The following is a 25,495-nucleotide window of genomic DNA, read 5'->3' as shown; positions in this document are numbered from 1 at the left end:
CCATGACCGAGTTCAACGATCCCCTCGTCATCGCCGGGCGCAGCTTCACCTCGCGCCTGTTCCTCGGCACCGCCGGCTATCCGAACCAGAAGGTGTTCCTGGATGCGCTGGAGGCCTCCGGCGCGCAGATGGCGACCGCCTCGATCCGCCGCATCAGCCTCGCCGGCTACGAGGAGAGCCTGACCGACCTGCTCGCCGGCCGGGTCCACATCCTGCCCAACACCGCCGGATGCCAGACCGCGAAGGACGCCATCCTCACCGCCGAGCTGGCCCGCGAGGCGCTGGAGACCGACTGGGTGAAGCTGGAGGTGATCGGCGACCGGGAGCTGCTCTATCCCAACGTGGAAGAGCTGCTGAAGGCCACCGAGGAGCTGGTGAGCCGCGGCTTCGTCGTGCTGCCCTACTGCAACGACGATCCCGTCACCTGCCAGAAGCTCGCCGACCTCGGCGCCGCCACCGTGATGCCGCTCGGCTCCATGATCGGCACCGGGCTCGGCATCGCCAACCCGCACATGATCGAGCTGATCTGCGCCCGCTCGCCGGTGCCGGTGGTGCTGGACGCGGGCATCGGCACCGCCTCGGATGCCGCGCTCGCCATGGAGCTCGGCTGCGCAGCGGTGCTGCTCAACACCGCGGTGTCGAAGGCGCACGACCCGGTCCGCATGGCCGCTGCCTTCCGCCACGCGGTGGAAGGCGGGCGCCTCGCCCGGCTGTCGGGGCGCATCCCCAAGAGATTGCACGCGGAAGCGTCGAGCCCCGAATTCGGCCTCGTCGGCAGCTGAGGCGGCGGTGCTGCCCGTCCCGCCGGCGCTCCTCATCACCGACCGGTCGCAGGCGAAGGGCGATCTCGCGGCCGTGGTCGCCGCCGCCTGCGCCGGCGGCTGCCGCTGGATCAGCCTGCGCGAGAAGGACCTGCCGGAGGTCGAGCAGGTCGCGCTGTTCGCCCGCATCGCCGGGGTCGCGCGGCCGTTCGGCGCGCGGGTGACGCTGCACGGCGCGGCCGCGCTCGCCCGGGCAGCGGGGGCCGATGGCGTGCACCTGCCCGGCGGCTCCGATGCGGCCGCGGCGCGGGCGCTGCTCGGGCCAAAGGCGCTGGTGGGGCTGTCCCTCCACTCCCGGGAGGAGGCGGCGCAGACCGACGCCGCCAGCCTCGACTATGTCACCGCGAGCCCGGTGTTCCTGACCGCTTCCAAGCCCGGCTACGGGCCGGCCCTGGGGCTGGAAGGGCTCGCCGCCTTCGCCCGCGCCTGCCCCGTCCCGGTGCTTGCGCTCGGCGGCGTAGGCGCCGCCGAGGCGGGCGCCTGCTGGGCAGCGGGCGCGGCGGGGCTCGCCGTCATGGGCGGCGTGATGCGGGCGGACGACCCGGCCACCGCGTTCCGGGCGGTCGCGGGGCCGTTCAAGATATAGCTCGGCCAATCCTTCCTTTCCGGTCGTGGCCGGGCTTGTCCCGGCCATCCGCGCCCCGCGGCCAGGCGCCTTCCTTTGCAGGGTGCGCGAGCGGCCCGGCGTGGATGCCCGGGACAAGCCGGGGCATGACGTCGGCTTTGCGCCATCGCCGCGCCGAGGAAGCTCCGCTCTCCTGCTCAGGTCTCCACCAGGCCCGTGGTGTCGCCGGAGGCCGCCGAATCGCCGCGCCCGTGCGGCTTCGCCAGATACTCGTCGGAGCGCATCTCGTGCAGGCGCGAGACCGTGCGCGCGAACTCGAACGCCTCCGCCCCCTCGGTGCCGATATAGAGCCCGTCCGGCTCGGCGGCGGCCGAGGCGACCAGCTTCACGTTGGCGTCGTAGAGCGTGTCGATGAGCGAGATGAAGCGCTTGGCCTCGTTGCGCTGGTCCTGCCCCATGATCGGGATGTGCTCCAGCACCACGGTGTGGAACATGCGCGCCAGCGCCAGATAGTCCGGGTTGGGGCCGAGCGGAGCCTCGCACAGGTTGGCGAACGAGAACCGCGCCGCGCCGTTGGCCATGGCCGGGATGTCGAGCTGGCGCCCCTTCAGGGTGATGTGGCTCGGCACGCCGCCGCCGGGGCCGGCAAGGCGCTTCCAGGCGGCATCCACCGCCGCGTCGGCCCCCGGGCCGAGCGGGGTGTGCCAGGTGGAGACGCCTTCCAGCTTCTCCATGCGGTAGTCGGTGCGCGAATCGAGGCTCAGCACCTCCATGCGCTGCTTGATCTCGGCGATGAAGGGCAGGAACAGCGCCCGGTTGAGCCCGCCCGCATAGAGGTCGCCGGGCGCGACGTTGGAGGTCGCCACCACCACCACGCCGTCGGCGAACAGCTTCTCGAACAGGCGTCCGAGGATCATGGCGTCGGCGATGTCGGTGACGTGGAACTCATCGAAGCACAGCACCTTGGCCTCCGCCGCGAGCTGGGCCGCCACCGGGGCGATGGGGTCGGCGGTCTTGCGCTCGCCCTTCTTCTGCGCCTCGCGCTCCCTGAAGATGCGCTCGTGCACATCGCCCATGAATTCGTGGAAGTGGGCGCGCCGCTTGCCCTTGGCCGGCAGGGCCGAGAAGAACAGGTCCATGAGCATGGTCTTGCCCCGTCCGACCTTGCCGTAGACGTAGAGTCCCTTCGGCGCCACCGGAGCCCGGCGGTGGAACAGCCAGCCGAGCGCCGAGGATTTCTGCGCCATGGCGCGCTGGCGCAGCTCCAGCTCGAGGCGGGCGAACGCCGAGACCACCTCGGCCTGCGCCGGATCGGGGGAAATGTCGCCCGCCGCCACCTTCGCCGCATAGAGCTCCGACACCCGCGCCGTGGTCTCCGACCCCATCAACCCGCCTCCGCTCCCGGCATTGCCGCGCCTTGCCCACGGGCCTGCCGGCCCCAGGGATCGGTATAGTCTCCCGGCGGTGCGCGTATCAATGCACGGTGGACGGGCGGGGCCGCGCCGAGACACGCCAATTGGCGTCAAGACGGACCGTTAACCCTTACCGCAGAGGCGCCCCGCGAAGCGGTATCGAAATAATGCAGCTTTACCTCCCCGCAACGGGCGTCCCCTAGCGTTGCGCTGGCGCGGCGTTTTGGTCGCGCAAGACAACCGGATCGGACGCGATGAAGCTCCTACTTGCCCGCTTCATTCGGGAGGAACACGGCTCGACCGCCCTGGAATACGGGTTGATCGCCGCCGGCCTCTCCATCGCCATCGTCACCGTGCTGGCGCAGGTGGCGACCACGTTCTCGCGGCTCAAGGCGACCACCGCCATCGCCGGCCAGTAGGGCACGCGCGTGTCCGCCCCGGTGTTCCAGGAAATCATCCTCATCGGCCTCTATCCCACGGTGCTGTGCGTCGCGATCGGCACCGACATCGCCCGACGCATCATCCCAAACCTGCTGGTGGCGGCGCTGGTCGCCGGGTTCGCAGCCATGGCGCTGGTCTCGCCATTGCCCGACCTCTCCCTGCGCCTGCTGGTGGCGGGGGCGGTGACGAGCCTCGGCTTCTCGCTGTTCTCGCAGGATCTCGTGGGCGCCGGCGACGCCAAGTTCGCCGGCGCGCTGATGTTGTGGCTCGATCCCGTGCAGCTGCCTTTGTTCGCGCTCATCGCCGGACTGATCGGCGGCGGCCTGTCGCTCGCCCTCGCGCTCCGGCTCCAGCGCCACGCCGGGGCCGGTCCGGCCGCTCCAGCCATGGAGGCGAGCCTGCCCTACGCGGTGGCGCTCGCGGGCGCGGGACTGCTGCTCCATCCCTATTCCAGCCTGATGCTCGGCGCCTGAGCCGCTTCTCCAACGGCGCGCCGGCGTGCTACCTCGCACAGCGAGGAGCAATGACATGCGTGAAGTGATCGTGAGCGCGCCGGCCGAGAGCCGGCCCATCTGGTGCGTCACCAAGAAAAGCTTTCCCCAGGCCGACCTGCCCGAGGCGACGCGGCGGTTCGCGCAGAGCGCAGGCTTCGAGGCCGCGGCCGGCAAGCACCTGCTGGTGCCGGGCGCGGACGGAGCCCTCGCCGGAGTGCTGTTCGGCCTCGCCGAGGGGGGCGATCCGTTCGCGCCCGGCGCCCTCCCCGCAATCCTGCCGCCCGGCACCTACCGGCTCGAAGGCGCGCTTGAAAGCCCGCGCCTGGCGGCCCTCGGATTCGCCCTCGGCGCCTATCGCTTCACGCGCTACCGCAAGGCACCGGACCGCGCGGTGCGCCTCGCCGCTCCGGCGGGCGTGGACGCCGGCGATCTCGCCCGCACCGTCGCGGCGGTGGAATTGGTGCGCGACCTCGTCAATACCCCCACCAACGACCTGGGCCCGGCCGAGATCGAGGACACCGCCCGCGCGCTCGCCGCCGAGCACGGCGCGACGATGCGGGTGATCCGCGGCGAGGACCTCCTGGCGCAGAACTTCCCGCTCATCCATGCGGTGGGGCGCGCCTCGGCCTCGGCGCCGCGGCTGATCGAGATCACCGCCGGCGACGAGAGCCTTCCCAAGGTCACGCTGGTGGGCAAGGGGGTCGCCTTCGACACCGGCGGCCTCGACATCAAGCCCTCCTCGGCCATGCTGCTGATGAAGAAGGACATGGGCGGAGCGGCCTCGGCGCTGGGCCTCGCCCACCTGCTGCTGGCGCGTGGCGCCAAGGTGCGCCTCAAGGTGCTGATCCCGGCGGTGGAGAATTCCATCTCGGCGAGCGCGTTCCGGCCGGGCGACGTGCTCGCGAGCCGCAAGGGCCTTTCGGTGGAGGTGGGCAACACCGATGCGGAAGGCCGCCTGGTGCTTGCCGACGCGCTCGCGCTGGCCTGCGAGGAGGAGCCCGACCTCCTGATCGATTTCGCCACCCTCACCGGCGCCGCGCGCGTGGCGCTCGGCCCGCAGCTTCCCGCCGCCTTCACCGCCGACGACGCGCTCGCCGCCGACCTCGCGCGCCACGCCAAGGCCGAGGCCGACCCGCTGTGGCGCCTGCCGCTCTGGCAGCCCTACGCCTCCATGCTCGACTCGAAGATCGCCGACACCAACAACGTCTCCTCGGGCGGGCTCGCGGGCGCCATCACCGCCGCCTTGTTCCTGGAGAAGTTCGCGGCCCCCACGGGCTCCTGGCTGCATCTCGACCTGTTCGCCTGGAACCCGTCCACCCGTCCCGGCCGACCGGAGGGCGGCGAGGCCCAGACCATCCGCGCCCTCGACGCGCTGATCGCCGAGCGCTACGGCGCGGCGCGATGAGCGCCGCCGCCCTCGACCCGCGCATCACCCCGGCGCGGCCCGACCTGGCCTGGGAAGGCGTGCGCGACCAGGTGGCCGCGCCCCGCTACGTGGCGGGGGAACTGCGGCGCGTCACCGCGCCGGTGGCGCCCCTGCGCCGCCATCCCGCCGGCGACGCCCCGCTCGACAGCGAGGCGCTCCTCGGCGAGAGCGTGCGGGTGCTGGAGGAGGATGCCGAAGGCTGGGCCTGGGCGCAGCTGCTCGCCGACGGCTATGTGGGCTACCTACCGGCGGAGGCGCTGGCGCCGCTCGCCGGCGCGCCGACCCACAAGGTGGTGGCGCTGCGGACCTTCCTGTTTCCCGGGCCGGACATCAAGCTGCCGCCGATCGCCGCCCTGCCCTTCGGCGCCCGGGTGAGCGTGAACGGCGAGCGCGAGCGCTTCCTCGTCACCGGCGAGGGCTTCCTGTTCTCCGGCCATCTCGCCCCCATCAACCGCAGCGAGACCGACCCGGTGGCGGTGGCCGCGCGCTTCGTCGGCACGCCCTATCTCTGGGGCGGGCGCTCCAGCCTCGGGCTCGACTGCTCGGGCCTGGTGCAGACCGCGCTCAACGCCTGCGGCATCGCCGCCCCGCGCGACAGCGACATGCAGGAGCGCGCGCTCGGCGCGCCCGCAGCCCTCGACGGCCCGTTCCGGCGCGGCGACCTCCTGTTCTGGCCCGGCCATGTGGCGATCGCGGAAGCCCCCGACACCCTGCTCCACGCCAACGCCTTCCACATGGCGGTGGCGCGCGAGCCGCTCGGCCCCGCCCTGGAGCGCATCGCCGCAGCCGGCTCCGCCCTGATGTCGGTGCGGCGCCTCTAGAGCGCGATCCGATCAAATTGAGCCTGTTTGATCGGGAAAACGCCCTGCCAAGCTCAGAACGAGCGCACGCTCCTCGACGCCTGCCACTCTCAGCCGCCGGCCGCCACGACGCAGTTGCGTCCCCGCCGCTTCGCCTCGTAGAGCGCGGCATCGGCGCTGGCGACCAGGGCATCCGGGCCGCTGCCGTTGGGCAGAACGCTGGCGACGCCGAGGCTGATGGTGAGGCGCCGGTTCGCCGCCTGCCGGTTCTCGATGCCCAGGGCCTCGACCATGGCCCGCACCTCTTCGGCGAACGTGATGCCCTGCTCCACCTCCGCGCCCGGCAGGAGGACCACGAACTCCTCGCCGCCATAGCGGGCGACGAAATAGCCCGAGCCCGTCGCCACGGCGCTGAACGCGCGCGCCACCGCGCGCAGCGCGTCGTCGCCTGCGAGATGCCCGTAGGTGTCGTTGAACCCCTTGAAGCTGTCCACGTCCGCCATCACGAGCGTCAGCGGGGTGGCATTGCCGCGCGCCGCCACCCAGTCCTGGGAGAACTGGACGTCGAAGGTGCGCCGGTTGGGGAGATCGGTGAGGCCGTCGGTCCGTGCCAATGCGGTCAGCCGGTCATTGAGGCCGCGCAACTCGCGATTGCGTTCGGACAGGCGCCGCGCCATTTGGTCGACCGCCTGAACCAGGGGCGCGAATTCAGCCACGCCGATGTCGTCCACGGTCTCCGCCTCCTCCCGCCCCACCGCCTTGACCGCGCGGGTGAGGCGCTCGATGGGCGCGATGATGAGACGCTCGGCAGCGAACCAGGCCAGCGCCAGGAAGCACGCCAGCGCCACCAGGTGGGCGATCGCCGTGGCGAGGATCTTCTGATCGATGGGCCTGACGATGCGGTCGGCATCGACGCCGACGGCCACGTGCACGTTGGTGCCTTCGAAGCGCATGAAGGCGAAGATGCGGTCGCGCCCGTCATAGCCGGCGACCCGCGCCACGCCTTCCTCGGCACCAGCCACCGCCTGCGTCAAAGGGTGGTCAGGAAAGCGTCGCCCGACGATGTCGGGGCCGAGCGGATAGCGGGCGATCACCGCCCCGTCGCTGCCGATCACGTCGACCACTGTGCCCGACCCGAGCGCGGTGCGGGCGGCGATGCGGGAGAACCACTGCAGATCGATGCTCACAACTCCGATCGCCACCGGCTCGCCCGCCGCGTCGCGGTCCGCGCGCGCCAAATAGAGCGCATTGCGGCCGGTGAGCCGGGACACCGTGAGCTCGCTCATCACCATGTCCGGAGAGCCGAGCGCAGCCTTCACCCATCGCTGGTCCGCGATGTTCATGCCGATGGCCGCCGGCGTGCTGGCGCAGACCGTCTGTCCGTCCGGCAAAGCGAGGGCCAGGCCCTGGATGCCGACGATCTCCTGGGCGAGGAGGGTAAGCTGTTTGCTGCAGGCCGAGGGATTCTCGAGCAGGATCGCGCTCTGGCGCGAGACCACGTCCAGCACGGCCTTGCCCGAGGCGAGGCCCTCCTGCTGGGCCAGGGCGGCGCGATGGGCGAGGTCGCGGACCGTGTCCTCGGCGGCGGTGATCTGATTCTGGCGGTCGGTCAGCAGCGACAGGATGCGCTCGGCCGAAAGCGGCACGGCGGCGAGGCAGATGAGCGCGAGTATGCGCAGCCGAATGCTGGTGCGGCCTCCGTCCGTACCCGACGCGCCACCCTGAGTGCCCCCGCCCATCGACCGGACTGCCCTCCCCACCGGCATCGCTCGCGCCAGCAGATTCCTTCTAGCCTCTTCTTGATCCATTGGGGAGATCGGTCCATCACGCCCCTGTGCAACGGAGGATGGAGATGACGGACCCGGGTAGCGACACCGCGTCAGGCGGACCGGCGGCGAGCGCGGTGCGGCTCGCGGCGGTGCGCCACGAGATCGCCGATGCGTGCCGCCTCGCCGGGCGTGATCCGGGCTCGGTCTGCCTGGTGGCGGTCTCCAAGACTTTCCCCGCCTGCGACATCTCGCCGGTGATCGCCGCCGGGCAGCGCGTGTTCGGCGAGAACCGGGTTCAGGAGGCGCAGGCGAAATGGCCACAGCTGCGCGAGGCCCATCCGGACGTGAAGCTGCACCTCATCGGTCCGCTGCAATCCAACAAGGCGCGGGACGCGGTGGCGCTGTTCGACGCCATCCACACGGTGGACCGGCCCAAGATCGCCGCCGCGCTCGCCGCCGAGATGGCGCGCCACGGGCGGTGCCCTGAGCTGTTTGTGCAGGTGAACACCGGTGCCGAGCCGCAGAAGGCCGGCGTGCTGCCGGAAGCCGCGGACGCCTTCATCGCCCAGTGCCGGGATCAATTCGGGCTTAGGATCGCCGGCCTCATGTGCATCCCCCCCGCCGATGCGGTGGCTGCCCCTCATTTTGCCCTCCTGGCGGAGATCGCGGCGCGCAACGCCCTCACCGGCCTCTCGATGGGCATGAGCGCCGATTTCGAGGCCGCCATCCTGCAGGGGGCGACCCACGTGCGCGTCGGCAGCGCCATCTTCGGCCACCGCCCCACCCCGGCCTGAGGCCGGGTCCGCCGTGACCGGTGACGCCCGGGACGGGCAGGCCCCGCTCCCCGTTCCTGCCCCATCGGCCGGGCATGCCGAACTTTCTGACGGCGACGACGGTGGATGGCGGCGCGCAAGGCTTGAAGTCCCCCGCATTCGCCGCTATAGAGGCCGCCTTCCGCGAGATGCTCCCATCGTCTAGCGGTCTAGGACGTCGCCCTCTCACGGCGAAAACAGGGGTTCGAGTCCCCTTGGGAGCGCCATTCTTTTCAAGCACTTACGCGAATTTTGAGGCGCGCTGTCCAACGCGTGGCTAAAACGCGTGGCTAATATGCATGCGCGGACAATACGCTAGCGACACACCAAAAGGCGGCGCACCGAACTTCATGGCCGAGCGGGCCTTGGACTATGTTGCGCTGCTCACCCGCCGCCGCGGCGTAGCGCTGCAGCCGTGCGAGCCTCGGTAGCCTGTCCCCATCGATGTTCGCCGCCAGTCCCACGAGGACCAAAACCCAGCCGGGCCTAACTTATGACCCGGGAAAATGGGGAGCACGCCCCTCGGCAACATCAACCCGCCGGCCGCAGCCGAGGCATGCCTCTATGCTCTGCTCACCGGGCAGGAACGGGGCGTCTGGCTCACATCAACAGTCGCGGCAATCCGCGGCGGCTCATTCCGAGGCACGCCCGGTGAAAAACAGCTGGCGAAGAAAGGCAAAGAAAAAAGGCGACGCCGGAGCGCCGCCCTTATCTGGTGCAGACTGGCTGCTTGTTAACCGCCAGACCACGATCTCTAAGACCGCAACTTTCGCGCGATCACACAATCCCGTCAAGCGGCAACTAGACACCCTTTGGCGGCAGGAGAAGCCCTTCTCCTTCGATGTCTAGAGGGCACGGAGCGCGCCTCCAAGCTGCCAAGTGTGGACCTCCGCAGCAGCCGGGTGTGGACCCCGGCTCGACCCCGGAGCACGTTACCGCGCAATCTTTAGATTGTAAATTCCTTAGACACCCTTATAAGATGAATAACCGAACTCCGTTGCCGGGCAATCACGCCCATAGTGCAATCTGAAAAACCAATCGCCATGAGGGCAGCATGCGCTGGCGCCTTGGAGCAGATCAAGGGACGAATTCGCTGGGATGGGTTGCCATCGAACTGGATGCGGAGGACCGACCCCTTCATATCCTGGCGGCTGGCTCGCGCATCTTTTCCGACGGCCGTGACGCGAAATCCGGCGCTTCTCTCGCCGTCGACCGCCGCAACGCCCGCGCCATGAGCCGACGGCGTGATCGCTTCACGCGCCGGCAAGAAGCGCTCCTCAAACATCTCGCGCGCGCAGGCCTGTTCCCGGCCGACGCGGAGGCGCGAGCCGCGCTCGCCGGTCTCGATCCGTTCGAGCTCCGGGCGCGCGCCCTGCATGAGGCCCTGCCGCTGCACCATGTGGGGCGCGCCCTGTTCCACCTGAACCAGCGCAGAGGCTTCAAGTCCAATCGAAAGGCCGATCGCGGCAAGGAAAGCGAGGACGGCAAGATCAAGATCGGCGTGAATCGGCTCCACGAACGAATGGCCGCTGCGGGCGCCGCCACGCTGGGTGAATACCTGCACGGTCTGCGTGCCGCAGCCACCGGCCCGAGCGCCATTCCCTCGGTACGCGCCCGGCTGCGTTCGGAAAGCGCCGAGGGCTACGATTTCTACCCCGACCGCAGGATGCTGGAGGACGAGTTCGCCGCCATCTGGGACGCTCAGGCGCCCCATCATCCCCACGCGCTCACGCAAGAGACGCGCGGGCGCCTGTTCGAGGTGATCTTCCACCAGCGCCCGCTGAAGCAGCCCAAGATCGGCACCTGCACCTTCGGCAGCGGCGAGCCCCGCCTGCCCAAGGCGCACCCGCTGTTCCAGCGCCGACGCCTGCTGGAGGAGGTGAACGCGCTACGCATCGTCCAGGCCGGCGCCGCGGCGCAGCCTCTGACGCTGGAGCAGCGCGACGCGCTCCTCCTGAAGCTGCGGGACAAGAAGGCCGTCAGCTTCGAGAGCCTGCGCAAGGTGCTGAAGCTCGATCCCGACGCGCGCTTCAACAAGGAGAGCGAGAACCGCAAGGACCTGAAGGGCGACGAGGTCACCGCCGAACTCTCCGACAGGAAGCGCTTCGGCAAAGGCTGGCTCGCCCTTTCACCGGATGCGCAATGGTCCATCATCGCGCGCATCCGGAACCAGGAGAGCGAGGCGGATACCGATGCGCTCATCGCCTGGCTCCAGAGCGAGCACGGGCTCACGGCCGAGCAGGCGGCAGCCACCGCCAACGCCCGGCTGCCGGAAGGCTTCGGTCGGTTCGGCGCGGATGCCACCATGCGCCTCATCGCGGCGCTGAAGGCGGAGGTGATCGTCTATAGCGCGGCGGTGGAGAAGGCAGGGCTCGGGCACCATTCGGATTTCCGGACCGGAGAGGTGCTGCAGGAGCTTCCCTATTACGGCTCCGTGCTCGAACGGCACATCATGCCCGGCACCGGCAACCCCGGCGACCCCGAGGAGATGCGCGTCGGCCGGCTGACGAACCCCACCGTCCATATCGGGCTGAACCAGCTCCGCCGCACCGTCAACGCGCTCATCAAGCGCTTCGGGCCGCCGGCGGAAATCGCCATCGAGCTGGCGCGCGAGCTGAAGCTCGACGATGAGCGCAAGAAGGAGGTCAATGCCCGCAACCGGCAGAACCGGGACGCGGCGATCAAGCGCTCGGAGAAGCTCACCGAGATCGGTCAGACCGACAAGGGGGCAAACCGGGCCCTGCTGAAGCTCTGGGAGGAGCTGAACCTCGAGAACGCGCTGGACCGCCGCTGCGTCTACACCGGCAGGCAGATTTCCGTCGGGATGCTGTTCTCCGGCGAGGTGGAAGTGGACCATATCCTTCCCTTCAGCGAGACGCTGGACGATTCAAACGCCAACCGCCTGCTTTGCATGCGCGAGGCCAACCGCGCCAAGCGCAAGCGCTCGCCCTATGAAGCCTTCGGCCACACTGCCGAGTGGGCGGAGATCGCCGCCCGCGCCGCGCGCCTGCCCAGGGAAAAGCGCTGGCGCTTCGAGCCCGACGCGATGGAGCGGTTCGACGACAAGGGGGGCTTCCTCGACCGCCAGCTCGTGGACACGCAGCACCTTTCGCGCCTCGCGCGCGAATACCTGTCCGCGCTCTATCCCGGGGAGGGCGAAGGCAGCAGCCACGTCTGGGTCTCGCCCGGCCGGCTCACCGAGATGCTGCGCCGGAGCTGGGGCCTGAACAGCTTGCTTTCCGACCACAATCTCGGCGCGGAGCAGCCGAAGAACCGCAAGGACCATCGGCACCACGCCATTGACGCGGCGGTGATCGCCGTGACCGACCGCGCGCTGCTCCAGCGCATCGCCCACGAGGCCGGCCGGCGGGGGCACGAGGCCGCCAACCGCATGACCGCCGACCTCCCCGAGCCATGGGAGGGCTTCCGCGAGGATCTGGAGGCCAAGGTGCGGGACATCGTCGTCAGCCACCGCCCGGACCACGGCACGGCGTCCAAGGCCGGGCGTCCGAAAGGCCGCGACGCCACCGCCGGACGCCTTCACAACGACACCGCCTATGGCTTGACCGGCGCCAAGGATGCGCGCGGCAACGACCTGGTCGTTCATCGCGTTCCGTTGTCAGCGCTGAAGAAGCGCGCCGACATCGAGCAGGTGCGCGATGAAGAGTTGAGGGCCGCGCTGCTCGACTGGACGAAGGACCTGGACGGAAAGCCCTTCGAAGCGCGCTTGCTGAAGTTTCCGGAACTGGGGCCGCTTGCGTTCCGCGGCATGCGCCGGGTGCGGATCATCGAGCCGCTGTCGGTCATTCCCATCCGCGACAAGGCGGGGCACGCCTACAAAGGCTACAAGGGCGACTCGAACTATCGCTATGACGTCTGGGAGCTGAAGGACGGGCGATGGGTGTCGGAAGTGGTATCCATGTTCGACGCGCATCAGCCGGGCTGGACGTCCGCGGTGCGCCGCGAGAATCCGATCGCGAAAAAGGTGCTCTCGCTCCACCGGGATGACACGCTGGCGGTGGAGCGCGACGGCGCCCGCGCGCTGGTCCGGGTGGTGAAGTTTTCGGAGAAGCAGCTGGCTTTGGCGGAGCCGCACCAGAGCGGGGCGCTGAAGGCGCGCGCGGCGGACAGGGACGATCCCTTCAACTATCTGTATCCCTCTCCTTCCACGCTCAAATCCTGGAGGGCCCGCCAGGTTCGCGTCGATGAGCTCGGCCGGGTCCTCGACCCCGGCTTCCCCGCCCGCACGGCCGTGCGCCGGACAATATCCACCCCCGTGGCGGCGAAATAGGCGGGGAGGGTCGCGATGGAGCGCATTGTCGACATCGCGACCGACGGGAGACACCTCTCGGCCCATCGCGGCTTCCTCGTGGTGAGCGAGGGCGGCGGGGAGGTCGGCCGCATCGCGCTCGACGATATCCTTGCGGTGATCGTCCACGCCCACGGGGTCACCTGGACCACCAGCCTCATCGCCGCGCTTGCCACGCGGGGAGCGCCCATGGTGCTGTGCGGAAGCAACCATTCTCCCGTCGCCGTGTGCCTGCCGCTCGACGGGCATCATGGGCGGAACGGCCGCATTCGCGCGCAATGGGCGGCAGGCCAGCCGCTGGCCAAGCAGATCTGGCGGCAGATCGTCATCGCGAAGATCCGCTGGCAGGCGACGGCGCTCACGGCGCGCGGCCAGCCGGCCGAAGCCTTCGACCTGCTGGCCCGTCGCGTGCGTTCCGGCGATCCGGACAATGTGGAAGCGCAGGCGGCACGGCGCTATTGGCCCTTGATGATGGGCGAGGATTTTCGCCGTGACCGCGATGCCGGCGGCATGAACGGCCTGTTGAACTACGGCTACACGGTGCTGCGCTCGTTGTGTGCCCGCGCCGTCGTGGCGGCCGGACTGCATCCCTCCATCGGCGTCCACCACGCCAATCGCGGCAACGCTTTCGCGCTCGCGGACGATCTCATCGAGCCGTTGCGGCCCTTGGTGGACGTGCTTGCGCTGAGATTGCGCGCACGCGGCTGCGAAGAGGTGACACCGGATGCGAAGCGCGCATTCGCCGCTCTGATCGCGATCGATCTGCCCGGCGCGGACGGTGTCACCACCGTCACCATGGCGGCGACCCGCGCCGCGCAGTCCCTGGCGCGGTGCTTTGAAACCGGCAAGTCCAGCGAGCTTGTGTTGCCGCGGCCGCCCTCGCCGCTCGAACTGGCGGGGATAGAGGCGATCCTTCCATGACGGCCAGCCAGCTGAGTGGGTATCGACTGATGTGGATATTCGTCATGTTCGACCTGCCCGTCGCGACCAAGGCACAAGCGCACGCGGCGACGAAGTTCCGCGCCTTTCTGCTGGACGAGGGCTTTGAGAAGAGCCAGTTTTCTGTCTATGCGCGCTTCTGCAACGGCAAGGAGCAGTTCGAGGCCTATATGCGCCGCATCGAGCAGCGGCTGCCGGACCGCGGGGACGTCCATGTGCTCACGTTCACGGACAAGCAGTATGAGAACATCGTCCGCTTCTCCGGCCAGCGCCGCAAACGCCGGCAGAAAAATCCGGATCAGCTGGCCCTGTTCTGAGTTCTCCCAGGATTTTCCAGCGAAGGGGAAGAGCGGCTACCCCAATTTTTTTCAATGGGATAGCCGCTCGTCTAGAATAGCCGCTCAGAGATCGCGGTCCAGCGGCAACCAGGCGACCGCCTATGCGCCGCCGTTCTCGAGAATAGCCGCTCAGAGATCGCGGTCCAGCGGCAACTCACCCACGATCATGCGCAGCGTGCCGTCGAGAATAACCGCTCAGAGATCGCGGTCCAGCGGCAACGCAAGACGGCACAACACCTGCTGCGCCGCCAGAATAGCCGCTCAGAGATCGCGGTCCAGCGGCAACTCAATGCTGGCTCTAGCGCGACGCGCCTGAAGAATAGCCGCTCAGAGATCGCGGTCCAGCGGCAACCGGGCGTTCAAGCGCAGATTCGGAACCTCGCCCGGGCGCCAAAGTTCAGGCATCTTGCCAGGAGGATCCCGCCGGCGCGCATCCGCCATTGGCCGGCCACGCACCGGCCGCGCTCGCCAGCGCCGCCGCCTCGCGCGGGGAGCAGGGCTTGCCCAGCAGGAAGCCCTGGGCCTCCGTGCAGCGCGCCCGGCGCACCATGTCCCACTGCTCCGGCGTCTCGATGCCCTCGGCCGTCGTGGCCATGCCGAGCCGGCTGGCGAGCGCCGCGATCGCCTCGATGATGGCCTCGCCGGAGGATTGCGCGCCGGCGTCGTGGACGAACGAGCGGTCGATCTTGATCTTGTCGAGCGGCAGCAGACGCAGGCGCGCGAGGCTCGAATAGCCGGTGCCGAAATCGTCCAGCACGATCCGCACCCCGCTCTCCCGCAGGCCGAGGAGAATATCGAGAATGGGCTGGTCGTTGGCGAACAGCGCGGTTTCCGTGATCTCCAGCTCGATCCGTCCCGGCGCGACGCCGCTTTCGCGCAGCGCGTCGCGCACCGTCTCGACGATGTTGCCGAAGCCGATCTGGATCGGCGAGAGGTTGATGGCGAGCCGCAGATGGTCAGGGAGCTTCGCGGCATCGGCCATGGCGCCGCGCATCGCCCAGGCGCCGATCTCGACGATGGCCCGTGATTCCTCGGCAAGCGGCACGAAGAACGCCGGATCGATCAGGCCGCGGCGCGGATGGTTCCAGCGCAGGAGCGCCTCGAAGCCGCACAGCCGGCCCGACGCAACCGTGAAGATCGGCTGGTAGGCCAGCTCCAGCTGACCCTTGGCGAGCGCCTGGCTGAGGTCCAGCTCCATCTCCAGCCGGGCGCGCAGATGAATGTCCATTTCCGCCGCGAAGACGCACAGCGTGCCGCGGCCGCGGGCCTTCGCCTGGTACAAGGCGAGATCGGCGTGCTTCAGAAGCGTGTCGGCGTCCGTGCCCGCGCCGGGCGCCACCGAGATGCCGACGCTCACGCTGATGGAGATGGCGTGCCCCAGCACCGCATAGGGCTCGGCCAGAACCGCGATGATGCGGCGGCTCAATTCCTCGGCCGCCTGCGGCTGGCGGGCGGCGAGGCTGATGACGGCGAACTCGTCGCCGCTGAGCCGGGCGACCAGCTCCGGAGAGGCGACGCATGCGGTGAGCCGCTCGGCCGCCGCGCGCAACAGCGCGTCCCCTGCCGGATGGCCGAGCGTGTCGTTCACATCCTTGAAGCGATCGAGGTCGAGATAGAGGAGCGCCAGCTGCCCGCCCTGATCGAAGGCCGTGTCCAGGGCCTCCGCGACGCGCTCGCGGAACAGGATGCGGTTGGGCAGGCCGGTGAGGTCGTCATGATGGGCCAGGAAACGGATGCGGCTTTCGCGCTCCCTGAGCGCGATGTTCTGGCGGCGCGCCTCCGCCGCCGCCTCGGTGGCCCTGGCATTGGCCTCCGCCAGCTCGGCGAGCGCCGTCTTGAGATCGGTGATGTCGGTGCGGATGCCGACGATGCCGCCGTCGGCCGTCAGTCGCTCGGTCATCAGCACCCAGCGGCCATCCGGCAGCAGGCGCTCGATCCCGCCGCTGCCGCCACGATGCCAATGGAGGCGTTCGGCGACGAAGGCCTCCACGTCGGTCGCGGCCTCGGGATACTGGCCGACCTCGATGCCCTTGCGCAGGATGTCCTCGAAGCGCTCGCCCGGCACCAGGAAAGGGGAGAGGCGCGAGAAGAGATCGCGATAGCGCTGGTTGCAGGTGACAAGGCGGTCGTTCTGGTCCCACATGGCGAACCCGTCCGACATGGCCTCGACCGCGTTCGCCAGCACGGCTGCCGAGCGGGCACGCTCCTCCTCGGCCCGCTCGCGCTGCCGCAGCGCCAGGACCAGCGCGCCGGCGAAGGCTGCGATCAGCAGGCCGCCGACGGCGGATGCAGCCGCCACCCGCGCGCTGTCGCGACGCCATGGCGCGAGCACCGCCTTGAGACGGGTCGTCAGCACGACCCTGAGGTCGCCGTGCAGCGAGGCGCGCACGACCGCAAGCCATTCCCCGCCATCCGGCGCTTGGGCGATGAATGCCGTGCCGTCCGGCTCCCGCATGCCGAGCGCGCCACTGCGGGCGACGCCGGTCTCGACCTCGTCGTGCGGGAGCGAGCCGACGAGCTGGCCATTCGGCCGCTCGATCTGGATGCGCACGCCGGGGTCGAGCCCGGTCTCCGCCAGAAGCTTCATCAAGGTGGGGATCGGAACCTCGGCAACGGCGAACACGCCGGTCGCGCCGGGAACCGCGCGCACCACGTAGATCGACCAGTCCCCGGTTATGGGGTTGCGCACGGGGCCGACCAGCGCCGCGGCCTCCCGCCCGCGCAGCTGTCCGGAGAAGGGCAGCGCACGCCTCCCGCCCCGTGCGCGCGCCGAGGCAAGGATGGTGCCGTCGGCCGCAACCAGCATCAAGTCTCGGAACGCCAGCGTCTGGAAGTTGAGCCCCCGCAGCAGGTCCGCGGCAACCGGGCTCTGGGGCGAGGCCTTGGCCACGGAGAGCAGGGTCGGCAAGCTGGCGAGCGCGCCATGGACCTGGAGCAGCTGACGGTTGAGCGCATTCTCGACCGCGTGTGCCGAGCGCTCCAGCGAAGCTTCAGCTGCGCGGCGCGCGGCATCCTCGCCACGCGCGATAAGAACCGCAGTCCCGGCGCCGAGAATGGCCAGGATCAGGACTGTGCCCGCGACAACAGCCAACTTGAGGCGGTGCCAGATCATCGCACGCCATCGAACGAGGAACGCAAATTTACTCGGACTTGACGACTATTGAATGCACCTTGGCAAGGTAGGCATTCCAGGCGTCCGCGCAAGCGGCACCACAGCGATCCACCCACCGTGGCAGCACGAAGTCCTGGAGCAGGCGGCGCCGGCGGACTTCATCCGCAGGCGATGTGGGTACCAGGGTCATCGGCCGCGCCGGCTTCCCGGCGCACGCCGCCGTGCCAACATTGCAGGCGAGGCCGCGGCCGGTATCGGCCTCCGCCTGCTCCCAGATGCGGCGCTCAAGATCGCCGACCCCGGTCCGGATGGTGTCCCGCGCATCCTCCGGAAGCGCCTGCCATGCCGAGACGTTGGCGCCGAAGAAGGACAGCCCCCAGCTGATCGCCATGGCGTGGACGTGGGTGGTCACGTCCGGCAGGCCAATCTCGTAGCCGCTGAGCGTTCCGGTCACCACGCAGTCCACCACGTCGTCGCGCAGTGCCGTGACCGTTTCGGCGAAGGGCATGACGACCGGCATGGCGCCCAGCGCCGTCATCAAGTCAGACTGCCCGACCGAAGAGGTGCGGATCCGGCGCCCCTTCATGTCGTCGAGGCTGGCGAACGGCGCTTTGCAGAACAGCACCTGCGCCGGATAGACATAGAGGCCGAGCAGCTCAATGTCGTAACGCTCGCGCAGCACCTTCGCGAGATGCCCCCGGTAGGCCGCCACCGAGCGGCGCAGCGTCGCCATGTCGGGGCTCAGGACCGGAAGATCGACCGCGTTGAGCTCGGGCTCGTCGCCGGCGACCACGGACAGCAGCGCGCTGCCGAAGGGCACCACGCCGAGCCGCATGAGCTGGAGCATCTCTTGCCCGCGCAGGCCGCCGCCGTCGAGCGGCGTGATGTCGGCGACGATGCGTCCGCCGGAGCGCGCGGTGATCTCCTTCTTCCAGAACGGCTGCTCGAAGTCGGTGAACTGCGTCACCCGCGCGAGGCCGCCGACGATCTGCAGCCGGATGGTCTCTCCGGCCGGCGCCTCGCCCCGGGCCGCGGTGCCGGCGAGGACGGCGACGATCCCCATCAGCGACGCGATCGACCGAGCGGAGCGCCGCGACGGGTCGCGCGCACCTTTTCCTCCCGCCCTGGCCACAGGACTCAACATGACGGACTCTTCGACATTCCACCTGAACGCGCTTGCCACCTGAACGCGCTTGCCTGGCAGGACCGAAACGCCGCTCTCGGTCGCCAGCCGCGACATCCCGGCATGCAGATTGCCGGTAGTCAACGGTCCGGCGCAAGCGCCCCCGAGCCGAAATGCGTCCGGTCGATGATGCACGAGGGCATACGATGGCTTCGCGGTGGACGCAGGCATGGTGCCCGTCGGCGCCGGCGCCGGCCTCCGGCCCCGCTCAGGCCCGAGGCGGCATGGGCACGAGGGTGCCCTCGTCGAGGCACCGCAGGTCCGGCACCCCAAGCAGAGCAAGGTTGCGGGCGATCTCCGCCTTCAGGATGTCGCAGACCCGCAGCGCGCCCGCCTCGCCGCCGACCGCGGCGCCATAGAGGAAGGGGCGGCCCATGAACACCAGCCGCGCGCCCAGGGCGACCGCCTTCAGCACGTCCGAGCCGCGCCTGAAGCCGCTGTCGATCATCACCGGGAAGCCGTCCGGCACCGCCTTCACGACATCCCCCAGGGCCAGGATCGAGGGCAGCGCGCCGTCCAGCTGGCGGCCGCCATGGTTGGAGACGATGATCGCGTCCATGCCGCGGGCCGCCGCCTCGCGGGCATCGGCGGGGTGGAGCACCCCCTTCACCGCCAGCCGACCCGGCCAGCGCTCGCGGATCCAGCTCATATGCTCCCAGGTGAAGAGGTCGCGGCCGCCGCGGAACCCCTGCTTCGGCTCGCTCGTGATGGCTGGCCCCATCTCCTCGTAGAGGTTGGCGAAGCGTGGCACGCCGGACGTGACGAGCGTGCGCGCGAGGACCTCCACCAGCCAGCGCGGATGGGCGAGGCCGTCGAGCGCCAGCCTCAGGGAGGGCCGGAACGGAATGGCGAAGCCGTTCCTGATGTTGTTCTCGCGGTTGCCCGCCACCGGGGTGTCGCAGGTGACCACCAGCACGTCGATGCCGGCCCGCTCCAGCCGCCCCAGGATGCGGCCGAGCCGGTCGGTATCGCCGGGAAGATAGCCTTGATACCAGGTGCCGGGCGCCTGACGCTCCAGCTCCTCCAGCGGATAGGTGGAAACCCCGCTCAGGATGAAAGGGATGCCGGCGGCGCGGGCGGCGCGGGCCAGCTCCAGGTCGCAGTCGCGGCGGCAGATGGCGGTGACGCCCATGGGCGCGATGCCGATGGGGGAAGCGTAGCACCGCCCCCACAGCTCCACCTCCTGGCGGATGTCCGACACGCCCGCGAAGCCGCGCGGGCGCAGCATCAGGCGCTCGAACGCGGCGCGGTTGGCGCGCAGCGTCACCTCGTCCTCGACCCCGCCCGACACGAAGGCGTGGACGAGGCGCGGAAGGCGGCGCGCCGCCTCCCGCTCGAAGTCGGCGACGCTCAGGAAGCGGCCGAGCGCCCGCTCCCGCGCCGCGCCGGACGCGGCCGTCACTGGATCTTCAAGCCGGAGGCCTTGACGATCTTCTCGTACTTGGCGAGCTCGGACTTGATGAAGGCGCCGTACTGGGCGCCGCTCATGCCGTCGGACTCCAGGCCCATGCCGGCGAGCTTCTCCTTCACCTCCGGCATGGCGACGATGCGGCGCAGCTCGGCGGAGATCTTGTCCGCCACCGGCGCTGGGATGCCCGCCGGGCCGACGATGCCATACCAGGTGCCGGTCTCGAAGCCCGGCAGGATGGTCTCGGCGATGGTGGGCACGTCCGGCAGCGCGCCCGAGCGCGCCTTGGAGGAGACCGCAAGGGCCTTGATCTTGCCCTGCTTCACGTAGGGCACGAGCGTGACCATGTTGTCGAACTGCGCGTCGGTGACGCCGGCGAGCAGGTCGGTGGTGGCCGGCGCCGATCCCTTGTAGGGCACGTGCGCCACGTTCAGGTCGGCCTCGCCGGCGAGATAGACGCCGCCCATGTGCTGGGCCGTGCCGTTGCCGCCGTTGCCGACATTCACCTTGCCGGGATTGGCCCTCACATAGGCCACGAACTCCTTGATGTCCTTGACCGGCAGGTTGGGATTCACCACCAGCAGCAGGGGCGCCTTCACCAGCAGCGTCAGCGGCGTGAACTCGGCCGGATTGTAGGGCAGGTTCGGATAGACCCACGGGTTGACCGACATGAAGCCGGCTGCCGCCAGGAGCAGCGTGTAGCCGTCGGGATCGGACTTGGCGACGAAGTCGGCGCCGATATTGCCGCCGGCGCCGGGCTTGTTCTCCACCACCACCGGCTGGCCCCAGGCCTCCTGCATCTTCTGGCCGACCAGGCGGGCGAGCGTGTCGCTGGCACCGCCGGCGGAGAACGGGACGATGATGCGGATCGGCTTTTCCGGATACGCCGTCTGCGCCGCCGCCGGGGTGGAAAAAAGCGTGGCGGCGCCGAGCAAGGCGAGGGGAAGGGCGAGGACGGTCCGGCGCAGCCAGGGCCGGGTCTGTTGGCGTTCTATCATTTCCATCTCCTTGTGTTTCCGTGTATTTTTCGTTCTTGGTCTTGGTCCTGGACTGGTCCTGGATTTGGGCTGGAGTCCGGGTGCAAATCCCGGGAAATCCCGCCCGTTCCCGCCGAATCCCGCCTAATCCGGTCCTGGTCCGGATCAGGCGATGGCGTGGCGCTGGGCGAACGCCTCGCTCACGGTCACGCCGAGGCCGGGGCGGTCGGGAATATCCAGCATCCCGTCCACCACCGTGAAGGTCTCCTCGGCCAGCTCGTGCAGCAGCGGATTGGCGCCGAGCGAGTATTCGAGGATCCACCCCGCCGGCGAGGCGGCGGAGACGTGGAGCCCGGCGGCGAAGGCGAGGGCGCCGGTCCACAGATGCGGGGCGAGGCGCAGGTTGAAGGCGGAGGCGATGGCGCCGATGCGCATGGCCTCGGTGATGCCGCCGCAGATGGCGAGGTCGGGCTGGAATACGTCCGCCGCCCGAAGCTCGGCGAGGTCGCGGAAGTCGAAGCGGTTGAACTCGCTCTCCCCCGCCGCGATCGGCACCGAGCTCGAGGCCCGGACCTCGGCCATGCCGCGCTTGTCGTCGGCGGTCACCGGCTCCTCGAACCACATCAGGTTCTCGTCCTCCACCAGCCGGCAGAAGCGCTTGGCCTGCGCCACCGTGTAGGTGCCGTGGGCATCGCACGCGAGGCCGATGCCGGGGCCGAGCGCCTCGCGCGCGGCGCGCACCCGGCGGGCGGAGCTCACCGGGTCGCCGTCGATGACGCCGACCCGCATCTTCACCGCCTTGAAGCCGCCGCGCTCCACATAGCCCATGAGCTGGCGGCCGATGCCCGCCTCGTCCGCCCAGCCTCCGGAGGCGTAGGCCGGCATGCGTTCCGCCTTGCGCCCGCCGAGCAGCCGCCACACCGGCGCGCCGAGGCTCTTGCCGAGGATGTCCCACAGCGCGAGGTCGACGCCGCTGATGGCGGACACCGAGACGCCGCGCCGGCCGAGGATGGGGAACACATGGCCCTCGGCGAGCGCGTAATGGGCGCGGCAGCCGTTGTACATCACCTCCCAGAGCCGGGAGATGTCGCGCGGGTCCTCGCCCACGAGCGCGGGCGCATACTTCTCGTTGATGAGCGCCACCAGCGCCTGGCTGTTGCCCTCGCTGCCCACCTCCTCCTTGGCCTCGCCATAGCCGACGAGGCCGCACGCGGTCTCGATGCGCACCAGCACGCAGTCGAACGAGGCGACGCGGCCGAAGTCGGAGACGTGCTGCTGCTCGTAGGGGATGGGCACGTGCAGCCAGCGGGCGAGGACGGACTTGATCTTCATAGGGGTCCCAATCGTTGAAGGCGGGCGCGGATGGCCGCTTCCGCCTCCGGGTTGAACAGATGGCGGGGCAGCTCGCCCCTGAGCAGCTGGAGCGCCTGCGCCACCGCCCCCTCCCCCATGCGGCGCATGGCGTCGTCGGTGAGGCCGGCGAGGTGGGCGGAGAGGATCACGTGCGGCATGGCGAGGAGCGGCGAGGCGGCCGGCAGCGGCTGCTCCGCGAACACGTCGAGCGCGGCGCCGGCGAGCGGCCCGTCGGTGAGCGCGGCGATCAGCGCCGCCTCGTCCACCACCGGCCCGCGCGCCACGTTGACGAGGAAGGAGCCCGCCTTCATCCGCCGCAGCAGGGCCGCGCTCACGAGGCCGCGCGTGCTCTCGTTCAGCGGGCAGGCGAGCACCACCACGTCGGAGCGCGCGAACAGGTCCTCCAGGGTGGCCGGCTCCACGTGATCGGGCATCGGCGCGTCCGAGCGCCGGGCGCCGAGCACGCGGGCGTTGAGGCCGAAATGGCAGATGCGCGCCACCTCGCGGCCGATGGCGCCGAGGCCGACGATGCCGATGGTGCGGCCCGCCACCTCGTGCGTGCCGTCGGTGAGGGCGCGGGCGGCGGCCCAGCCCTCGGCGCGCAGCGTCGCGTCGATCCAGCGCAGGCGGTGGGTCAAGGCGATGATCTGGCCGACCGCATACTCCGCCACCGAGACCGCGTTGACGCCCGGCACGTTGGCGACCGCGACGCCCAGCCGGCTCGCCTCCGCGACCGGGATCATGTCGACCCCCGCCCCGTGGCGGATGGCTCCGCGCAGGCGCGCCCCGGCCAGCGCCTGCGGCGGCAGGGGCGCGCGCACGATGATGATGTCGGCGTCCTGCGCCACGCGCGCGAGCGTTTCGGCGTCGGTGGCCGGCGCGAGGCGCACGTCCGCCAGCGCCGAAAGGCGCGCCTGCGGCTCCGGGTGCATGGGATTGGTGAGGAGGACCACCGGCCGGGCGCTCATGCCAGCTCCTTCAGCAGCGCGCCGCGGATCACCTTGCCCGACGCCGTCATGGGCAGGGCGTCGCGGAAGGCGATGCGCTGGGGCACCTTGTAGGGCGCCATGTTGTCCCGGCACCAGGCGGCGAGCGCCTCGGCGGTGAGCCCCGCCCCCTCCCGGCGCGGGATCACCACCGCGCTCACCACCTCGCCCTTGGTGGGGTGGGGCACGCCGAGCACCGCCGCGCGCTCCACCTGCGGGTGGCGCATGAGGATGATCTCCACGTCTTCCGGGAAGACGCTGTAGCCGGAGACCTTGATCAGCTCCTTGTAGCGCCCGAGCCAGGAGAGATAGCCCTCCGCGTCGAGGGTGCCGATGTCGCCGGTATGGACCCAGCCGTCGCGCAGGGTCTCGCGCGTCTTCTCCGGCTGGCGCCAGTAGCCGAGGAAATTGCCGGGGCTCTTGAGCAGGATCTCGCCCTCCGCGCCCGGCGGCACGTCGCGGCCGGTGGCGGGATCGACGATGCGGCAGCTCACCCCCGGCATGAGCGTGCCCACCGGGCCCCATTTCACCGCGTCGCGCGGCATCATGGCGTCGAAGGTGTGGGTCTCGGTCATGCCGTAGCCGGATTCGCTCACCGTGCAGCCGCCGGTGAAGGCGGCCCAGCGCGCCGACATCTCGGGCGTCGCGCGCACCCCGAAGCTGGTGGCGGTGGTGATGCGCAGCGAGGAGAGGTCGCACCCCGCGCTCCCGTGGTCCATGCAGGCCACCAGCATGGGGGCGATGCTCTTCCAGTAGGTGACCTTGTGGCGGGCGATGGACTGCATGGCAGAGGCGGCATCGAACCGATAGTGCAGAACCAGCGTCGCGCCCGAGATCAGCGGGATGTCGAAGCCGCAGAGCATGCCGGAGATGTGGTAGAGCGGCGGGATCGACAGGTGCACGTCGTCCGCGCCCATGCCCATGAACGCCACCGAGCCGGCGCTTTTGAACACGACGCTGCGGTGGCTGATCATCGCCCCCTTGGGCCGGCCCGTGGTGCCCGACGTGTAGATGATCATCGCCACGTCGTCGGGCGAGACCGGCGGCGCCGCGGCCGGTTCCGCCTCGGCCTCGATCAGCGCCAGGATCAGCGCCAGGAAGTCCTGCTCCGGCGGGACCGTGCGCGGGGCCCGCAGCTGCGCCGGGACGGCGTAGGTGGGGTCTTCCGGCAGCAGGTCGGCATGGTTCACGAGCAGCACGTGGCCGACCGGGGTCTCGCGCGCCACCGCCTCGACCACCGGGAGCAGCTCGTCGGCGGCGATGACCGCCTTCGGCTCCAAATCGGCGAGCTGGTAGCCGAGCTCGTGCGCCTTATAGAGCGGGCTGCAGGGGCAGACCACGGCGCCAAGCCGCTGGATGCCGAAATGGGCGACGATGTATTGCGGGCAGTTCTGCATGAACAGCGCCACCCGGTCGCCCTTGCCGACGCCGAGGCGAGCCAGCAGCGCCGCGCAGCCCTCGATCAGCCGCTGAAGCGCGCCATAGGTGATCGTGCGCCCGTACCAGACGATGGCCGGCTTGTCCGGCTGCGCGGCCGCGTGGGCGGCGATGCGGGCATGGAGCAGGTGGTCGGCGGGGAGCGGCGCGCCGGTCATCGCTTGCGCTCCGCGAGGCGCTGGGCGAGCACGCGCTGGGGGACGCCGGCGGCGAAGCATTCGGCCTGGTAGCGCGCGCCGGCCGCGCAGGCATCGTCGAAGCCGATCTGCGTCATCTCGCGGAAGCGCCGCTTGGTGAGGCGGAAGGCGAGCTGCGGCAGGTCGGCCATCTCGCGGGCGATGCGGCGGGCCGCGGGCAGCACCTCCTCGGGCGGCACCAGCTGATGCACGAGCCCGAGCGCCTGCGCCTGCGCCCCGTCGATCAGCGCGCCGCGCAGGGACAGCTCCACGTTGTTCGACAGGCCGAGATGGAGCGTCATGAGATAGGAGCCGACGATGCTGGCGATGCCCGCCTTCACCTCCGGCTGGCCCATGCGCACCCCGGCATGGGCGACGCGGATGTCGGCGCACAGCGCCACCTGGAAGCCGGCGCCCGCCGCCGCGCCGTTCATGGCGGCGACGCACGGCTTCTCCAGGTCGCGGATGGACTGGAACATGGCGCGCTGCCCGGCCTGCCATTCCGGCACCCGCGCCGCGGTCATGGCGGCGGCCTCGCGCAGGTCCTGGCCGGCGCAGAAGCTGCGCCCCATGCCGGTGACGACCACGGCCTCGACCGCTTCATCCGCCGCCAGCGCCCGCAGGGCGGCGGTGAAGTCGCGCCTGAGGGCGTCGTCGATGGCATTGCTCGCTTCCGGCCGATCCATCGCGAGGGTGGCGATCCCCTCCACGATCTCGACCGCCACCGTGCTCTTCAC

The 25,495-nt window shown here is 70.2% G+C and carries 21 protein-coding genes and 1 tRNA gene; 12 read left to right on the top strand and 10 right to left on the bottom strand.

The annotated features are described in order from the left end of the window. Positions 1-2 precede the first annotated feature (2 nt). Together V5F67_RS07865 and V5F67_RS07860 are read left to right on the top strand one after the other, a co-directional pair. Positions 3-782 carry a thiazole synthase gene (locus V5F67_RS07865; protein WP_394021999.1) on the top strand — a complete coding sequence of 260 codons (780 nt, stop codon included), beginning with the start codon at positions 3-5 and terminating at the stop codon, positions 780-782. A gap of 7 nt (positions 783-789) precedes the next feature. Continuing rightward, a complete protein-coding gene (locus V5F67_RS07860) occupies positions 790-1,407 on the top strand; it encodes a thiamine phosphate synthase (RefSeq protein ID WP_394022000.1) in 618 nt (205 codons plus the stop codon). A 176-nt stretch (positions 1,408-1,583) separates the two neighbouring features. On the opposite strand, the gene zapE is transcribed toward V5F67_RS07860, so the two are convergent. Beyond that, entirely contained in the window at positions 1,584-2,771 is a 1,188-nt protein-coding gene (gene zapE, locus V5F67_RS07855) for a cell division protein ZapE (protein WP_394022001.1), read from the bottom strand. Between the two features lie 281 nt (positions 2,772-3,052). On the opposite strand from zapE, the gene V5F67_RS07850 reads away from it, so the two are divergent. The 4 genes from V5F67_RS07850 to V5F67_RS07835 are packed head-to-tail and all read left to right on the top strand — an operon-like array spanning position 3,053 to position 5,980. Next, positions 3,053-3,217, top strand: a complete 165-nt coding sequence (locus V5F67_RS07850) for a Flp family type IVb pilin (RefSeq protein ID WP_394022002.1) — start codon at positions 3,053-3,055, stop codon at positions 3,215-3,217. 9 nt (positions 3,218-3,226) lie between these two features. Beyond that, positions 3,227-3,712: an A24 family peptidase gene (locus V5F67_RS07845; protein WP_394022003.1), complete on the top strand. Its 486-nt coding sequence runs from the start codon at positions 3,227-3,229 to the stop codon at positions 3,710-3,712. 55 nt (positions 3,713-3,767) lie between these two features. After that, the gene (locus tag V5F67_RS07840; RefSeq protein WP_394022004.1) at positions 3,768-5,138 is read left to right on the top strand and encodes a leucyl aminopeptidase family protein; all 1,371 of its coding nucleotides are present in this window, start codon (positions 3,768-3,770) and stop codon (positions 5,136-5,138) included. Beyond that, the gene (locus V5F67_RS07835; protein WP_394022005.1) at positions 5,135-5,980 is read left to right on the top strand and encodes a C40 family peptidase; all 846 of its coding nucleotides are present in this window, start codon (positions 5,135-5,137) and stop codon (positions 5,978-5,980) included. Before V5F67_RS07840 ends, V5F67_RS07835 begins: the two co-directional genes overlap by 4 nt. Positions 5,981-6,069: 89 nt before the next feature. Here V5F67_RS07835 and V5F67_RS07830 read toward each other — a convergent pair whose 3' ends face one another. Next, a complete protein-coding gene (locus V5F67_RS07830) occupies positions 6,070-7,698 on the bottom strand; it encodes a sensor domain-containing diguanylate cyclase (RefSeq protein WP_394022006.1) in 1,629 nt (542 codons plus the stop codon). Between the two features lie 113 nt (positions 7,699-7,811). Between V5F67_RS07830 and V5F67_RS07825 the strand changes: the two genes are divergently transcribed. The 5 genes from V5F67_RS07825 (at position 7,812) to cas2 (ending at position 14,105) form a co-directional block, all read left to right on the top strand. Further along, positions 7,812-8,522, top strand: coding sequence for a YggS family pyridoxal phosphate-dependent enzyme (locus tag V5F67_RS07825; protein ID WP_394022007.1), 711 nt, complete (start codon positions 7,812-7,814; stop codon positions 8,520-8,522). A gap of 169 nt (positions 8,523-8,691) precedes the next feature. Beyond that, positions 8,692-8,767, top strand: a tRNA-Glu gene (locus tag V5F67_RS07820). Positions 8,768-9,594: 827 nt separating this feature from the next. Then, the gene (cas9, locus tag V5F67_RS07815; protein WP_394022008.1) at positions 9,595-12,831 is read left to right on the top strand and encodes a type II CRISPR RNA-guided endonuclease Cas9; all 3,237 of its coding nucleotides are present in this window, start codon (positions 9,595-9,597) and stop codon (positions 12,829-12,831) included. 15 nt (positions 12,832-12,846) lie between these two features. Then, positions 12,847-13,770: a type II CRISPR-associated endonuclease Cas1 gene (cas1, locus tag V5F67_RS07810; protein ID WP_394022009.1), complete on the top strand. Its 924-nt coding sequence runs from the start codon at positions 12,847-12,849 to the stop codon at positions 13,768-13,770. After that, positions 13,767-14,105: a CRISPR-associated endonuclease Cas2 gene (gene cas2, locus V5F67_RS07805; protein ID WP_509210625.1), complete on the top strand. Its 339-nt coding sequence runs from the start codon at positions 13,767-13,769 to the stop codon at positions 14,103-14,105. The genes cas1 and cas2 overlap by 4 nt, the downstream gene beginning before the upstream one ends. Positions 14,106-14,523: 418 nt before the next feature. Here the strand turns inward: cas2 and V5F67_RS07800 are convergent, their stop codons facing one another. Then, the gene (locus V5F67_RS07800; protein WP_394022010.1) at positions 14,524-17,034 is read right to left on the bottom strand and encodes a bifunctional diguanylate cyclase/phosphodiesterase; all 2,511 of its coding nucleotides are present in this window, start codon (positions 17,032-17,034) and stop codon (positions 14,524-14,526) included. A gap of 15 nt (positions 17,035-17,049) precedes the next feature. Between V5F67_RS07800 and V5F67_RS07795 the strand changes: the two genes are divergently transcribed. Further along, positions 17,050-17,280 (top strand): hypothetical protein, encoded by a 231-nt coding sequence (locus tag V5F67_RS07795; RefSeq protein WP_394022011.1) that lies wholly within the window; start codon positions 17,050-17,052, stop codon positions 17,278-17,280. Here the strand turns inward: V5F67_RS07795 and V5F67_RS07790 are convergent. The 7 genes from V5F67_RS07790 to V5F67_RS07760 all read right to left on the bottom strand — a co-directional run bounded on the left by V5F67_RS07790 (position 17,267) and on the right by V5F67_RS07760 (position 25,495). Further along, entirely contained in the window at positions 17,267-18,592 is a 1,326-nt protein-coding gene (locus tag V5F67_RS07790) for a TRAP transporter substrate-binding protein (protein ID WP_394022012.1), read from the bottom strand. The two genes, V5F67_RS07795 and V5F67_RS07790, sit on opposite strands and share 14 nt — an antisense overlap. A gap of 37 nt (positions 18,593-18,629) precedes the next feature. Next, positions 18,630-19,823: an alpha-hydroxy acid oxidase gene (locus V5F67_RS07785; protein ID WP_394022013.1), complete on the bottom strand. Its 1,194-nt coding sequence runs from the start codon at positions 19,821-19,823 to the stop codon at positions 18,630-18,632. Then, complete coding sequence (locus tag V5F67_RS07780; protein WP_394022014.1) at positions 19,820-20,827, bottom strand: Bug family tripartite tricarboxylate transporter substrate binding protein; 1,008 nt, start codon at positions 20,825-20,827, stop codon at positions 19,820-19,822. Before V5F67_RS07780 ends, V5F67_RS07785 begins: the two co-directional genes overlap by 4 nt. A 144-nt stretch (positions 20,828-20,971) precedes the next feature. Then, the gene (locus tag V5F67_RS07775) at positions 20,972-22,138 is read right to left on the bottom strand and encodes a mandelate racemase/muconate lactonizing enzyme family protein (RefSeq protein WP_394022015.1); all 1,167 of its coding nucleotides are present in this window, start codon (positions 22,136-22,138) and stop codon (positions 20,972-20,974) included. Continuing rightward, complete coding sequence (locus V5F67_RS07770; protein WP_394022016.1) at positions 22,135-23,127, bottom strand: NAD(P)-dependent oxidoreductase; 993 nt, start codon at positions 23,125-23,127, stop codon at positions 22,135-22,137. The genes V5F67_RS07775 and V5F67_RS07770 overlap by 4 nt, the downstream gene beginning before the upstream one ends. After that, positions 23,124-24,740, bottom strand: coding sequence for an AMP-binding protein (locus tag V5F67_RS07765; protein ID WP_394022017.1), 1,617 nt, complete (start codon positions 24,738-24,740; stop codon positions 23,124-23,126). Before V5F67_RS07765 ends, V5F67_RS07770 begins: the two co-directional genes overlap by 4 nt. Then, a complete protein-coding gene (locus V5F67_RS07760; protein WP_394022018.1) occupies positions 24,737-25,495 on the bottom strand; it encodes an enoyl-CoA hydratase/isomerase family protein in 759 nt (252 codons plus the stop codon). Before V5F67_RS07760 ends, V5F67_RS07765 begins: the two co-directional genes overlap by 4 nt.

Source organism: Xanthobacter pseudotagetidis (assembly GCF_043194795.2).
Lineage (GTDB): Bacteria > Pseudomonadota > Alphaproteobacteria > Rhizobiales > Xanthobacteraceae > Xanthobacter > Xanthobacter tagetidis_A.
This window is presented reverse-complemented; position numbering and strand designations above follow the sequence as displayed.